Genomic DNA, 14,440 nt, shown 5'->3' with positions numbered 1-14,440 from the left:
GGCACCGGCGGCGGCGGGGCTGCTGGTCTTGGTGGGTCGGTCACAGGTTGGGTCTTCCCTCGTCGGGGGTGGACGCCAGCGCGTGGAAGCGGCGGGCGATCCGGCCGGCACCGGCCGCGAGATGCCCGGCCTCGACCGCGTAGCGCATCGCGGTGGCCATCGCCACCGGGTCCGCGGCCCGGGTCACCGCGCTGGCCAGGAGCACCCCGTCGCAGCCCAGCTCCATGGCCAGGGCCGCGTCGGAGGCGGTGCCGATGCCGGCGTCGAGGATCACCGGCACGTCGACACCCTGGCGGATGAGCCGGATGTGGTGCGGGTTGCCGATGCCCAACCCCGAGCCGATCGGCGAGCCGGCCGGCATCACCGCGGCACAGCCCACGTCGGCGAGTCGGCGGGCGAGCACCGGGTCGTCGCTCGTGTACGGCAGGACGGTGAAACCGTCGGCGACCAACTCCTCGGCGGCGCGGAGCAACTCCACCCCGTCGGGCAGCAGCGTCCGCTCGTCGCCGATCACCTCCAGCTTGACCCAGTCGGTGTCGAACGCGTCCCGGGCCAGTCGGGCCACCTTCACCGCCTCGGTCGCGGTGTGGCAGCCGGCCGTGTTCGGCAGCAGGCGTACCCCGCACCGGTCCAGCAGGTCCAGCAACCCGCCGGCCGTGCCCGGGGCGGTGTCCACACGGCGCAGTGCCAGGGTGACCAGCTCGGTGCCGGACGCCCGGATAGCCTGCTCCAGCACGTGCAGATTCGCGGCACCACCGGTGCCGAGGATCAGCCGTGAGGTGAACGTCTCCCCACCCAGCTCGAACGACATCGCGCTCACCCGCCCTGCGCCGCGGTGAGCACCTCGACCCGATCACCGTCGTGCAGCGCCGTCGTCGCCCAACCGGCCCGGGGCACCACCTCGCCGTTGACCGCGACCGCCACCCCGCGCGGTTGCGGGGCGACGTCACGGACCAGGTCGGCCACCGACACCTCACCCGGGACGCTTCGCCCGGCCCCGTTCACCGTCAACTCCACAGGTCCCCCTTCATCGTCGTTTCGGGCTCGCCGTCCGCCGCCGCGCCGACGAACCGGTCCGCCACAAAGGGCTCGCCGTCCCTCGCCGCGCCGACGGATCGGCCCGCCACAAAGGGCTCGCCGTCCGCCGCCGCGCCGACGAACCGGTCCGGCCAGAAGGGCGCGAGCAGCGGATCGGGTACGCCGGTGCACACCAGGTCGGTGATCAGGTCGGCGGTGACCGGGGTGAGCACGATGCCGTGCCGGTGGTGGCCGGTGGCGACCAGGACATCCGGTCGGCCAGGCAGCGGCCCGAGGATCGGTGCGTTGTCCGGGGTGCCCGGCCGCAGCCCGGCGACCGCCTCCACCAGGTCGTACTCGGCCAGCTCGGGCAGCAGGTCGACTCCGGCGCGGAGCAGGCGTTGCACCGCACCGGCGGTGACAGTGGTGTCCGATCGTTCCTCGACCGTCGCGCCGAGCACGACCTCGCCGTCGGGGCGGGGCACCAGGTAGACGGGTTCGCCGTCGGCGTACCCCCGGATCACGTGCCGGAAGCCCGGCGCGACGCCGTCGGGCGCGCGCAGCCGGAGGATCTGGCCCTTCACCGGCCGCACGGGCAGCCCGGTGAGTGCGGCGGCCCCGCAGCCGGCGGCGACCACGGTGACCGCGGCGTCCACATCGGACAGTTGTGTGACCGCCTGCGGCACCAGCACCGCACCGGCCCGCTGCGCGGCCGTGCGCAGCGCCGGCACCAGCAGCCGGGGGTCGACCTGGTGGTCGGTGGGCGCGAGCGCGCCGCCGCGCACCCGGGGGGCGAGCGCCGGTTCGAGGTCGCGCAGCTCGCTGGGGCGCAGCGGGGTCACCGGCAGACCCAACCCCTGTTGGTACGCCCACAGCCGGCGCGCCTCGGCCAGGTCGTCGCGGGTCAACCCGACAAGCAGGGTGCCCTCGGTCCGGTAGCCGATGTCGGTGCCCGCCACCTCGGCAAGCTCGGCGGCGAACGTGGGCCAGCGGGCGGCGGACGCCAGCAGCAGCTCGGTCAACTGCCGCTCACCGAAGTACGCCTCGGCTACCGGGGCGAGCATGCCGGCGGCTACCGCCGACGCCCCCGAGCCGGGTGCCGGATCGTGCACCACCACCCGCAGCCCCCGCGCGGCGCAGCGCCAGGCGATCGCCAGCCCGATCGGCCCGGCCCCGATCACCGCCACGTCCGGCCGGGCCCGGTCGTTGGACGGTGCCGACGGGGACCGGCCGGTCAGCACGTCAGGGCCTCGATCAGCGTGGCGGTCGCCTGCGCCGGGTCGGCGGCGGCGGACAGCGCGCCGACCACCGCCACCCCGTACGCCCCGGCGGCCCGCAGCTCCCGGACGCGGACGGCGGTCACGCCACCGATCGCGATGACCGGCACGTCGACGGCGTCGGCGACGGCGCGTACCCCGGTGGGCCCGATCGGGTCCGGTAGGCCGGACTTGGTGCTGGTCTGGTGACACGGGCCGACGCCCAGGTAGGTGGCTCCCGCCGCGACTGCCGCGGTCGCCGTTTCCGGCGCGCGGGCGGTGGCCCCCAGCACGCCGTCCGGGCCGAGCACCCGACGGGCGGCGGTGACCGGCAGGTCGTCCGCTCCGACGTGGCCGCCGGCGGCACCCACCGCCAACGCCACGTGCAGTCGGTCGTTGACCAGGCAGGTCGCCCCGTACGGCACGCAGAGCGCCAGCACCCGTTCGGCCAGGTCGTACGCCTCGCGGTCGGTGGCGGAGTCCTCGACCCGGACCTGCACGACCAGGTCGGCGCGGGCCACCGTGAGGGCGGCCCGGACCACGGTGAGCGGGTCCCGGCCGGGTCGGGTGTCGGTGATCAGATGCAGTCGCCCCAGGGACGGCACGGCAACTCTCCTCCCTGCGCCGGCATTACCCGGATCAGGTTCGACGGTCGGGGGCTGTCAGCCCCCCTCTCAGCCCGGTACACCGGGCTCCCGTGGGTTACTTGCGTGTCACCGTACGACAGATCCGCCGGTCTGCCAAGGCGGGGCTCGGCGGCGATCCGTGGGCCGGAACGCGCCGAATCGAGCTAGATCTGTGGGGCGGTTCATACGGTCCTGTTCGGAATGTCGCCTGCCGTTGCAGAACCGTTACCCGCCGGCATCTTGCCGGACATTGAACCAGTCGAATTAATTTGTTCAGCGATTCGACAAAATGCCGGTGGGGGCACCCTGGCAGGGTGTGACCACCGGCTCCATCAGGGACGGCCTTCGGCGAGCCGACTCCCGCGATCTCCGTCACTACGACACAGGAGGCGGCGTGTCCCGTTCTCGTCGTGCCCGCGTACCCATCACCGCAACCCTCATCTCCCTGGCCCTCGCCTCGACCACCCTGTTCGGCACGCCCGCGCAGGCCGCGCCGGCCGCCGCACAGGTCCCCCCACGGGAGGCAGCGGCCGGAACCCCGGTCACCCAGGTGGCGCCCAAGGCGCCCAGGAAGGCCGCCGACGATCCCTTCTCGGTCCTGGTCTTCTCCAAGACGGCCGGCTTCCGCCACGACTCCATCCCCACCGGTGTCGCCGCCATCAAGCAGCTCGGCGCCGAAAACGGATTCACCGTGGACGCTTCCGAGGACGGTGCCGCGTTCAGCGACGCCAACCTGGCGAAGTACAAGGCCGTGATCTGGCTCTCCACCACCGGTGACGTCCTCAACGCCGAGCAGCAGGCGGCGTTCGAGCGTTACGTGAAGGCCGGCGGCGGTTACGTCGGCATCCACGCCGCGTCGGACACCGAGTACAGCTGGGCCTGGTACGGCGACCTGGTCGGCGCGTACTTCGCCAACCACCCGCAGAACCAGCAGGCCACGGTCAAGGTGGAGGACCACGCCCACCCGTCCACGGCCGAGCTGCCGGACCGCTGGTCCCGGTTCGACGAGTGGTACAACTTCCAGACCAACCCGCGGCCGGACGTGCACGTGCTGGCCAGCCTGGACGAGAAGAGCTACACCCCGGGGGCGGGCGCGATGGGCGCCGACCACCCGACCTCCTGGTGTCAGGACTTCGACGGCGGTCGTTCCTGGTACACCGGTGGCGGGCACACCCGGGAGTCGTACGCCGAGCCCGAGTTCCTGTCCCACCTGCTCGGCGGCATCCGGACCGCGGCCGGTGTCGCGGACGCCGACTGCGGTGCCACGAAGACCTCGAACTTCGAGAAGGTCGCCCTGGACAGCAACACCAGCAACCCGATGGAGCTGGACATCGCCCCCGACGGGCGGGTCTTCTACATCGAGCGCGACGGCCGGGTGCAGATCATCAAGCCGGACACCGGCAGCACCGTCACCGCCGTCGACCTGGATGTCTTCACCGGCAACGAGGACGGTCTGATCGGCATCCGGCTCGACCCGGACTTCGCCACCAACAAGTGGGTGTATCTCTACTACGCCCCGAACGACGGCGTCACCCGCAACCTGCTGTCCCGGTTCACCGTGACCGGCGACACCATCGACCCGGCGAGCGAGAAGCAGGTGCTGCGGGTCGACACGCAGCGCAACACCTGCTGCCACGCGGGCGGCAGCATGACCTTCGACAGCGCCGGCAACCTCTACCTGGCCACCGGTGACAACACCAACCCGTTCGAGTCCAACGCGTACTCGCCGCTCGACGAGCGCCCGGGCCGCCAGGACTACGACTCGCAGCGCACGTCGGCGAACACCAACGACCTGCGCGGCAAGGTGATCCGGATCCACCCGGAGGACGACGGGACGTACACCGTTCCGACGGGCAACCTCTTCGCGCCGGGCACCGAGAAGACCCGTCCCGAGATCTACGCGATGGGCTTCCGCAACCCGTTCCGGATCGGCACCGACCCGAAGACCGACACGCTGTACGTCGGCGACTACGGGCCGGACGCCAACGCGAACAACCCGACCCGGGGCCCCCGCGGTCTGGTCGAGTGGAACATCGTCACTCCCGGCAACTACGGCTGGCCGTACTGCACGGGCACGAACGAGGCGTACAACGACTACACGTTCCCGTCCGGCCCGAGCGGCGCGAAGTTCGACTGCGCCGCGCCGGTGAACAACTCGCCGAACAACACCGGCCTGACCAACCTCCCCCCGGTCGTCCCGGCCACCGTCGACTACGGCTACGCCGGCGACGCGCGGTACCCGGAGATCGGTGGCGGTGGCGCGCCGATGGGCGGCCCGGCCTACCGGTACGACCCCAACCTCAACTCCACCCGCAAGTGGCCGGCCTACTACGACGGCAAGGCGCTGCTCGGCGAGTGGAACCAGAACAAGATGTACACGATGCAGGTGTCCGCCGACGGCAAGTCGTTGGTGGACATCAACCAGCTGCTCACCGGGATGAGCATGATCCGGCCGATGGACTTCGAGTTCGGCCCGGACGGCGCGCTGTACCTGATCGAGTGGGGCAGCGGCTTCGGCGGCAACAACGACAACTCCGGCATCTACCGGATCGACTACACCGCCGGTGACCGCGCGCCGATCGCGGCGGCGTCCGCCAACCCGACCTCGGGTCCGGCGCCGTTGACCGTCACCTTCTCCAGCGCCGGTTCCCGGGACCCGGACGGTGGCGCGCTCACCTACGCGTGGGCCTTCGGCGACGGGCAGACCTCCACCGAGGCGAACCCGACGCACACCTACGCGACGGCGGGCAACTACACCGCCCAGCTCACCGTGACCAACCCGAAGGGCCGTACCGCGGTGGCCAACGTGCCGGTCACCGTGGGCAACACCGCACCGACGGTGACCATCGAGTTCCCGCCGGACGGTGGTTTCTTCAACTGGGGTGACCAGGTCAAGTACACGGTCAAGGTGACCGACCCGGAGGACGGGGAGATCGACTGCACCAAGGTGAACCTCCAGGTGCTGCTCGGTCACGACGAGCACGCCCACCCGCTGGAGCAGCACACCGGCTGCACCGGCACCGTCCAGACCTCGCTCGCCTCCGGGCACGGCGCCGAGGCGAACGTGTTCGCGGTCTTCGAGGCCACCTACACCGACGAGGGTGGTGCCGGCGGCGCGGGTGCGCTCACCGGCCGCGCGATCGAGGTCCTCCAGCCCAAGCAGATGCAGGCCGAGTACTTCACCGCAACCGGCCGGACGCCGGTGAGCACCGGCGGCGGAGACGCCGGTGTGCAGCGGGAGGCCGGGGCCGACACCGCCGGTGGCGGCCAGAGCATCGCGTTCATCGAGGATGGTGACTGGTGGTCGGTCGCTCCGGCGAACCTGACCAACATCACCGAGATCCGGTTCCGGGCCGCCTCGGCCGCCGCTGGCGGTCGGATCGAGGTCCACGCGGGTGCCGTCGACGGACCGGTGGTCGCCACGGCCGTCGTGCCGACGACCGGCGCGTGGCAGACGTACACGGACGTGAGCGCGCCGGTCACCGGTGCCGCGAGCGGTTCGCTGTTCTTCGTGGCCCGCGATCCGAACGGCGGAACGGGTTCGCTGTTCAACGTCAACTGGATGGACTTCGTCGGCCGCGGTGTCACCGAGAACGCGCCTCCGGCGGTCAGTGCCACGGCCACCCCGGCCACCGGCACCGCGCCGGTCACCGTCGCCTTCGACGGCACGGCGACCGACGCCGAGGGCAACACCCCGCTGACGTACGCCTGGGATTTCGGTGACGGAGGTACGGCGACCACCCTGGACGCCAGCCACACGTACACCAACGCGGGCACCTTCACGGCCACCCTCACGGTGACCGACAGCAAGGGCGCCAAGGCGTACGCCACGGTGCCGGTGCGGGTGGACGCTCCGGACACGTCCTGCCTCGGGGCGCGCTCGGACGACTTCAACGGCAACACCCTCGACAAGGGCCGGTGGACCAGCGTGGTCCGGGAGAACCAGCTCTACTCGCTCAGTGGCGGCGCGCTGCGGCTGCCCACCGGGGTGGGTGACCTCTACGGGGCTCGCAACGACGCCACCAACCTGGTGCTCCAGGCGGCTCCGACCGGCGCCTGGGAGATGACCACCAAGGTCACCCTCCCGGTGACGGCCAACTACCAGCAGGCCGGCCTGCTGGTGTACGGCGACGACGACAACTACGCAAAGGTGGACCTGCTCTACAACGGCAGCCGTCGGGTGGAGTTCATCCGGGAGACCGCGGCCACGCCTCGCAACGATGCCGCCGACGCCGCCAACGCACCGGCGGGTGACACCGTGTACCTGCGGATCACCAGCGACGGGACGAACCTGACCGCGTCCGCCTCGGGCGACGGGCAGACCTTCACCCCGGTCGGCCGTTCGGCCGCGCTCGCCGGCATCACCAACCCGCGGATCGGGGTCTTCGCCCTCAACGGTGGCACCGAGGCACCTGTTGTCGACGCGGCCTTCGACTCGTTCGTGGTCACGCCGGACGCTCCGGCCGGCCCGGTCGACCCGTCGGACGAGTTCACCGGCAGCTCGCTGGACAAGTGCCGGTGGGACGCCGTCACGCGGGAGGACCCGGCCGGTTACCGGGTCGCCGATGGCGCGTTGCGGATCGACGTGCCCAACGGTGACATCTACGGCACCGACAACACCGGGCCGAAGAACTTCATCCTCCAGACCGCGCCGTCGGGCGACTGGACCCTGGAGACGAAGGTCGACGGCAGCCTGCTGAACGAGCAGTACCAGCAGGCCGGTCTGCTCGTGCAGGCGGATGACGACAACTACCTGAAGTTCGACTTCATCGCGGACAACCAGGCCGGCCAGGCGGTGACGCGGCGGATCGAGTTCCGCAGCGAGATCGCCGGGGTGGTGCAGAGCCCGCAGCCGGAGGCGACAAGCCTCACCTCGGCGGTGTGGCACCTGCGGCTGGCCCGCACGGGCAACACGTTCACCGCGTCGTACTCGGCGGACGGCACGACCTGGACCGCCTTGGAGGCACTGACCAACAGCGCGGTCGGGGCCACCCCGAAGGTCGGTCTGTTCACCCTCGGTGCCAACCAGACGGCGTCGAAGACCGCCTCGTTCGACTACTTCCGGCTGAGCACGAAGGTGGCCGACGAGACCGCGCCGGTCACCACCGCGGCGGTCTCCGGCACCCCGACCGAGGGGTGGTACACCGGGCCGGTGACTGTCACGCTCACCGCTGCCGACGAGGCCGGCGGTAGCGGCCTCGCCGGTACGGAGTACCAGCTGGACGGTGCCACCACCTGGACGGCGTACACCGCTCCGGTGGCGGTGAGCGGCGGCGGCGAGCACGAGCTGCGGTACCGCTCGACCGACAAGGCGGGCAACGTGGAGTCGACGAAGACCGTCTCGGTCAAGATCGACGCCACCGCGCCGGTGACCACGGCGACGTTCGCTCCGGCGAACGACGCCGGCTGGCACAACGGGACGATCCCCGTCGTGCTGGCCTCGACCGACGCCGGTTCCGGCGTCAAGACGGTGGAGTGGTCGCTGGACGGCGGCGCGTGGACGCCGTACGCGACGCCGGTCGAGGTGACCGGCGACGGGCAGCACGAGCTGCTGTACCGCGCCACCGACAAGGCGGGCAACGTCGAGACGCTCAAGTCGGCGATCCTGAAGATCGACGGCACCAAGCCGACGCTGCTGGTGTCCGGCATCGCCGACGGCCAGCTCTACGGAGACAGCCAGGACGTCCGGGTGTCCTGGCAGGCCGTCGACCCGACCTCGGGCATCGCGACAGTGGTCGGCAAGCTGGACGGCCAGGCGTACACCAGCGGCACTCTGCAGGCCATGTACGAGCTGCCGCTCGGCCTGCACGAGCTGACCGTGACCGCGACCGACAAGGCGGGCAACGAGACCACCTCGGCTGTCCGGTTCTTCGTCACCACCTCGTTCCGGGACATGCAGAACCTGCTGGACCGGTTCAAGGCGACGGGTCGGCTCTCGGCCAAGGCGCACAAGCAGTTGACGGCGAAGCTCGACGCGGCCCGTCAGGCCGAGGCTGCCGGCAACGACAGCAAGGCGATCAAGCAGTTGACCGCGTTCCGCACGCTCGCCGCCGACGCCACCCTGGTGGCTGAGGCGGAGGTCCGGGATGTCCTGGTGCGGGACACCGACGCGATGATCGTTCGACTCGGCGGCGCGGCCAGCAAGGCCGGCGTCAAGGCGAACGACGGCGAACCGGTCAAGGGCACCGGGCGGCTCGGTGGCGATGCCACCCGGCTCGCACCCGGTCGCCAGCTCTGATCCGACGAGGCCCCTCCCCGACGCCACGGCGGCGGGGAGGGGCCTCCCTCTTTCGTAGCGAGGAGATGTCCGTGACGGGTATCCGCAAGGTGTTGGCCGCCGTGTTCGCCGGACTGGCCCTGACCCTGCTCTCCGCTGCCCCGGCGGCCGCCCGGGCCGACAAACTCAAGCTGGCGGTGGCCGGCGACGGGGCTCAGGGGGTCACCATCCAGGCCACCTACGCCGATGGCCGGCAATTGGACCGGGTGGTGCGCCTGGTGCTCACCGCCACCGGCCCGGACGGGCAGAAGATCGGGCCGGTGCAGTTGGAGCCGCAGCCCGAGGGTCAGGGCTTCTACAGCAGCGGCCCGGTGCTCTCCGCCGGCACGTGGAAGGTGACTGTGGACTCCCCTGCTCCCCTGCCGGCCAAGGCCACCGCCACGGTGCAGGCCCGCCCGGCGCAGTCACCCCCACCGCCCAAGCCGGTAGCGGTGAACAAGCCGGCCGACGGCGGAAGCGGGGCGGGTGCCGGCTGGTGGCCGTTCGCCGCGGCCGGCCTCGTGCTGGTCGCCGCGGCGATGGGGGTGGCCATGCTGTTCGGCCGCCGCCGCACCACCTGACCGACAGGCGTTTCACGACATGGGCCGGGCCGCCACAAGCGGCCCGGCCCATCGCCGTCGCGCGATCGACTCGGTATCCCTGAAAATCGTGGCATCCCGGGCCTCGGGTCACCCCGCTTTCACGAAACGCGAGTGGATCACCAGGTGACGCGCGGATCAGGCCACCGCATGCGCCGCACCTCGCTCAGAGGATGGCGCGCAGTGCCGCCAGGTCCTCGTCGCTGGGCTCCCAGGTGCCGGCGGCGGCGTTGGCGCGCACCTGCTCCGGCGTGGTGGCACCGGCGATCACCGAGGTCACCGCCGGCTGGGCGGCCAGCCCACCGATCGCCACCTGGAGCATGGTCAGACCCCGCTCGGCCGCGTACGCCTCGATCGCCTCGATGGTGTCCCAGTCGGCCGCGGCGAGCCGCTCCGCGTACCGGCCGCCGCCGGAGAGCCGGCTGCCGGCCGGCGGCTGCGCCTCGCGCTTGTACTTGCCGGTGAGCAGCCCGTTGGCGAGTGGGAAGAACGGCAGCATGCCGAGGCCGAACCGCTCGCACGCCGGGATGATCTCGGTCTCCACCGAGCGCTCCAACAGGCTGTAGTGGTTCTGCGCGCTGACGAAGCGGGACCGGCCGTTGGACGAGGCCACCCAGTCCGCGTCGGCGATCTGCCAGCCGGCGAAGTTGGAGTTGCCCAGGTAGCGCACCTTGCCGTCGCGGACCAGGTCGTCCAGGGCGGCGAGGGTCTCGTCGATCGGGGTGCCCGGGTCGGGCTCGTGCATCTGGTAGAGGTCGATGTGGTCGGTGCCGAGCCGACGCAGCGACGCCTCGACGGCCCGGGCGATGTAGCGCCGCGCCCCCCGGGCACCGAAGTCGGGCCCGTTGAGGCCGTTCATGTCCATGCCGAACTTGGTGGCCACCACCACGTCGTCCCGGCGGCCCTTGAGCGCCTGCCCGAGCAGTTCCTCGGAACCGCCCTGCGGCTCACCGTAGATGTCGGCGGTGTCGAAAAGGGTGATCCCGGCGTCCAGGGCCGCGTCCACCACGGCACGGGTGCCGTCGAGGTCGAGCTTGCGGCCGAAGTTGTTGCAGCCGATGCCGACGACGGACACCACGAGCCCGGAGTCGCCCAGCCGGCGATAGGTCATCTCAGTCACGAGATCCACCCTATGCCGGCCGGACGCACCGCTGCCCGGTGACCGCTCAGCCCACGTCCCAGACCGGTTCCGGGGTCTCCACCACCTCGCTGTCGCCGCGGAACAGCACGAACCTGTCGAAGGAGCGGGTGAACCACCGGTCGTGGGTGACCGCCACCACCGTCCCCGCGAACGCGTTCAGGCCCGCTTCGAGCGCTTCCGCGCTGGCCAGGTCGAGGTTGTCGGTGGGCTCGTCGAGCAGCAGCAGGGTCGCCCCGGACAGCTCCAGCAGCAGCACCAGGAACCGGGCCTGCTGCCCGCCGGAGAGCGTGCCGAAGCGCTGGTCGCCCTGTGCGGCCAGCTCGTAGCGACTGAGCACCCCCATCGCCGCGTGCCGGTCCATCCCGGTGCGGTGCTCGTCGCCGCGCCACAGGATCTCGACGAGCGTCTTGCCCGTCAGCTCCGGCCGGTCGTGGGTCTGGGAGAAGTGCCCGGGACGGACCCGGGCGCCCAGCCGGGCCGTGCCGTCGTGCGCCACCGGCGCGAGCGCGCCCGCCCCGTCGACCGGCCCGTTGGCCGGGTCGGGGTCGGTGCCACCCCGGGCCAGCAGCCGCAGGAAGTGCGACTTGCCGGTGCCGTTGGCACCGAGCACCGCCACCCGGTCGCCGTACCAGATCTCCAGGTCGAAGGGGAAGGTCAGGCCGTCCAGCTCAAGCTGCTCGCAGACGACCGCGCGCTTGCCGGTCCGCCCGCCGCTCAGCCGCATCCGGATGTCCTGGTCCTTCGGGGGTACGGGCGGCGGCCCGGCCTCCTCGAACTTGCGCAACCGGGTCTGCGCGGCCTGGTAGCGCGAGGCCAACCCGTCGTTGTACGCGGCCTTCTGCTTGTACATCAGCATCAGCTCGCGCAGCTTCTGGTGCTCCTCGTCCCAGCGCCGGCGCAGCTCGTCGAGACGGGCGTGCCGAGCCACCCGCGCCTCGTGCCAGCTCGCGAAGCCGCCCGGGTGCACCCAGGCGCTGCCACCCTCCACGGCCACCACCCGGTCGGCGCTCTGGGCCAGCAGCTCGCGGTCGTGCGAAACGTACAGCACCGACTTCGTCGACTCGCGCAGCCGCGCCTCCAGCCAGCGTTTGCCGGGCACGTCGAGGAAGTTGTCCGGCTCGTCGAGCAGCAGCACCTCGTCCGGGCCGCGCAACAGCAACTCCAACGCGAAGCGCTTCTGCTGGCCGCCGGAGAGGGTACGCACCGGCCGGTCCCGGACGGCGTCCCACGGCTGGCCGAGCACGATTGTCGCGACGGTGTCGAACAGCACCTCGGCGTCGTACCCGCCGGCCTCGCCCCAGGCCCCCAGCGCGTCGGCGTACGCCAACTGGGCCTTGCCGGCGGCGTTGCTGAACTTGCCGTGGGCCTCGGCGGCCCGCATGGCCGCCTCGGTCTCGGCAAGTCGGCGGCCGGCGTCGCGCAGCGCGGGCGGGGCCAGCGACAACGCCAGGTCGGCGAGCGTCGACTCGTCACCGATCATGCCGATGAACTGCCGCATCACGCCTAGACCGCCGGCCCGTGCGATGGCGCCGGTGCGCACCGGCAGGTCCCCGGCGACCATCCTCAGCAGCGTCGTCTTACCCGCGCCGTTCGGCCCGACCAGGGCTACCTTGCTGCCCTCACCCACCCGGAACGACACGTCGGCGAAGAGTTCCCGACCGTCGGGCAGGATGTGCCCGACCGCTGCCACATCCACGTATCCCACGCCGGGATCCTGCCCCAGTGCGGGCGGGAGGGACATCCAATTACCGGGTGACCCGCAGCACCCGGAAGCCCTTCTGGCTGGCGTACCGCTCGACCTGCCAGCCCTGCTCGGTGAGCCAGCGTTGCAGCGAGTCGCCGCCGAGGTGCCGGGCGACGACCAGCCAGCCGACACCGTCCGGTGCGAGTCGCGGCAGCCAGCGCAGCAGCAGCTCGTGCAGCTCGTCCTTGCCGATCCGGATGGGCGGGTTGGACCAGATCTGGGCGAACCGGATATCCGTCGGCACGTCGTCCGGCGCGTGGACCCGGACCCGGTCGGCCGCGTCGACCCGGGCCGCGTTGGCGACGGTCAGCTCGCGGGCGCGGGCGTTGACGTCGACCGCCCAGACGGTGCTCGCCGGTGCCAGGTCGGCCAGCACGCAGGCGATCGGGCCGAATCCGCAGCCGAGGTCGAGCAGGTCACTGGCGGTGTCGGCGGCGGGCAACTCGGCCTTGCGCAGGAGTACGGCCGTGCCGGGGTCGAGGCGGCTGGCGGAGAAGACGCCGCCGGCCGAGACGAGTCGGTAGTCGCGGTCGGCGACGGAGAACTCGACCTCGCGCGGCGGAGCGTCGCTGGCGGGTTGAGCGGTGAAGTAGTGGTCGCCGGTCACGCCGGCAATTCTCGCACCGACCCGGGGCGACCAGGACACGGCCCACGCGCACATTTCCCCGATATTACCCCCTAAAGGGACAATCACTCTTACTCTGGGCGACATGGTGTATCGGTACGAGTCCGATGAGGACGCTTTCGAGGAGTACCCGGAGCCCGGGTCCGACCTGTCGGTGTTCGGCGCCGGTCCGCCCCCGCCGGCCGGACCCTCTCCGTCCCGCTTCCCCACGCCGTCGCTGCCCCGGCCGAACCAACTCTCCCTGCCGTCGACGCAGCCGCCGCCGACCCGTACCGAGATTCCGCCGCCGACCCGTGTCGACGTTCCGCCGCCGACCCGTGCCGACGTTCCGTCTGCCGCGTCCCGCAGCCAGGTCTACACCTCGGCCACGGCGTTGGAGCCCAGCTCCCGACGCGGCGGTGGCCGGCTGTGGCAGGTGCTGGTCGGCGGCGCGGCCGTCCTGGTGCTGCTCGCACTCTGCGGCCTCGGCGCCGCCGCGCTGATCGACCGCAACGAGCAACCCGCGGCCAGCCCGACGTCCCAGCCGACCACCGCGCCGACCTCCGCCGCGCCGGAACGGCTGGCCCTCGACTCCCGAGAATCCGACAGGGCCCCGCTCACCGCCAAGGAACTCTTCCCCGGCAAGGATCTGACGCTCACCGCCGGCCGGCCGAGCTACCAGGTGCTCAAGACCCAGTCCAGCGGCAGTTGCGCCGTCGCCGCCACCGGCGAGGTCGCCGACCTGCTGACCCTCCTCGGCTGCAACCAGGTCGTCCGGGCCACGCTGCGTACGCCGAACGGCGATCACCTGGTCACCGCCGGGTTGTTCAACCTCACCGACAGGGCCAGCGCGGAACGGGCCCGGGACCGGATCCGCCCACTGCTCGACGAGCGGAAGGGCCGCTTCCGTGGCCTCGCCGCCGGTGACGGCACCGACGTGCTGAGCAGCGCCCCCGCCCGGGTCGGCTGGCAGGTCCGCGGTCACTACGTGGCGTACGCGCTTGTGGTCCGCGAGGACGGGGCCACGATCAAGGCGGGCGACGCCACGGTCCGCGAGATCCTGTTCGACATGATCGAGCTGCACCTCAGCCGGGGCGTCCTGCAACAGCGGGCCGAGGGTGGCACCGCGGCGCAGCCGACGCCGGAATCCTCCGCCAGCGGCGACGGCGACCTGCCCGGCGAGTGAGCCTCCGGCAC

Annotated in this window: 10 protein-coding genes and 1 riboswitch; of the genes, 3 read left to right on the top strand and 7 right to left on the bottom strand. The window is 71.9% G+C overall.

Translation table 11 applies throughout. The annotated features are described in order from the left end of the window. Positions 1-40: 40 nt before the first annotated feature. The 4 genes from ACGFIW_RS32745 to thiE form a co-directional block, all read right to left on the bottom strand. Positions 41-820: a thiazole synthase gene (locus ACGFIW_RS32745; RefSeq protein WP_393324123.1), complete on the bottom strand. Its 780-nt coding sequence runs from the start codon at positions 818-820 to the stop codon at positions 41-43. Further along, positions 817-1,017 (bottom strand): sulfur carrier protein ThiS, encoded by a 201-nt coding sequence (thiS, locus tag ACGFIW_RS32740; RefSeq protein WP_393324121.1) that lies wholly within the window; start codon positions 1,015-1,017, stop codon positions 817-819. Before thiS ends, ACGFIW_RS32745 begins: the two co-directional genes overlap by 4 nt. Beyond that, a complete protein-coding gene (thiO, locus tag ACGFIW_RS32735; RefSeq protein WP_393324118.1) occupies positions 1,008-2,258 on the bottom strand; it encodes a glycine oxidase ThiO in 1,251 nt (416 codons plus the stop codon). The genes thiS and thiO overlap by 10 nt, the downstream gene beginning before the upstream one ends. Then, positions 2,252-2,878: a thiamine phosphate synthase gene (gene thiE / locus ACGFIW_RS32730; RefSeq protein ID WP_393324115.1), complete on the bottom strand. Its 627-nt coding sequence runs from the start codon at positions 2,876-2,878 to the stop codon at positions 2,252-2,254. The genes thiO and thiE overlap by 7 nt, the downstream gene beginning before the upstream one ends. Beyond that, positions 2,873-2,982: riboswitch (TPP riboswitch) on the bottom strand. It overlaps the preceding gene by 6 nt. Before the next feature lie 311 nt (positions 2,983-3,293). Between thiE and ACGFIW_RS32725 the strand changes: the two genes are divergently transcribed. Further along, complete coding sequence (locus tag ACGFIW_RS32725) at positions 3,294-9,137, top strand: ThuA domain-containing protein (RefSeq protein WP_393324113.1); 5,844 nt, start codon at positions 3,294-3,296, stop codon at positions 9,135-9,137. Between the two features lie 71 nt (positions 9,138-9,208). Then, positions 9,209-9,736, top strand: coding sequence for a hypothetical protein (locus tag ACGFIW_RS32720; protein WP_393324110.1), 528 nt, complete (start codon positions 9,209-9,211; stop codon positions 9,734-9,736). A 184-nt stretch (positions 9,737-9,920) separates the two neighbouring features. Here ACGFIW_RS32720 and ACGFIW_RS32715 read toward each other — a convergent pair whose 3' ends face one another. The 3 genes from ACGFIW_RS32715 to ACGFIW_RS32705 are packed head-to-tail and all read right to left on the bottom strand — an operon-like array spanning position 9,921 to position 13,246. Further along, complete coding sequence (locus ACGFIW_RS32715; protein ID WP_393324107.1) at positions 9,921-10,883, bottom strand: aldo/keto reductase; 963 nt, start codon at positions 10,881-10,883, stop codon at positions 9,921-9,923. Between the two features lie 37 nt (positions 10,884-10,920). Further along, a complete protein-coding gene (locus tag ACGFIW_RS32710; RefSeq protein ID WP_393324104.1) occupies positions 10,921-12,600 on the bottom strand; it encodes an ABC-F family ATP-binding cassette domain-containing protein in 1,680 nt (559 codons plus the stop codon). A 40-nt stretch (positions 12,601-12,640) separates the two neighbouring features. Then, positions 12,641-13,246, bottom strand: a complete 606-nt coding sequence (locus ACGFIW_RS32705) for a class I SAM-dependent methyltransferase (RefSeq protein WP_393324101.1) — start codon at positions 13,244-13,246, stop codon at positions 12,641-12,643. A gap of 103 nt (positions 13,247-13,349) precedes the next feature. On the opposite strand from ACGFIW_RS32705, the gene ACGFIW_RS32700 reads away from it, so the two are divergent. Further along, a complete protein-coding gene (locus ACGFIW_RS32700) occupies positions 13,350-14,429 on the top strand; it encodes a hypothetical protein (RefSeq protein WP_393324098.1) in 1,080 nt (359 codons plus the stop codon). The last annotated feature ends 11 nt before the right edge of the window (positions 14,430-14,440 follow it).

The sequence above is a fragment of the Micromonospora sp. NPDC048935 genome (genome assembly GCF_043197875.1).
Lineage (GTDB): Bacteria > Actinomycetota > Actinomycetes > Mycobacteriales > Micromonosporaceae > Micromonospora.
Note: the sequence above shows the minus strand (reverse complement) of the source record. Positions and strands in the feature narration are given on the sequence as shown.

What these genes read in the sequence shown, in the direction of transcription:
- ACGFIW_RS32700 (WP_393324098.1), top strand. Translation starts at nt 13,350, where the DNA reads ATGGTGTATCGGTACGAGTCCGATGAGGACGCTTTCGAGGAGTACCCG.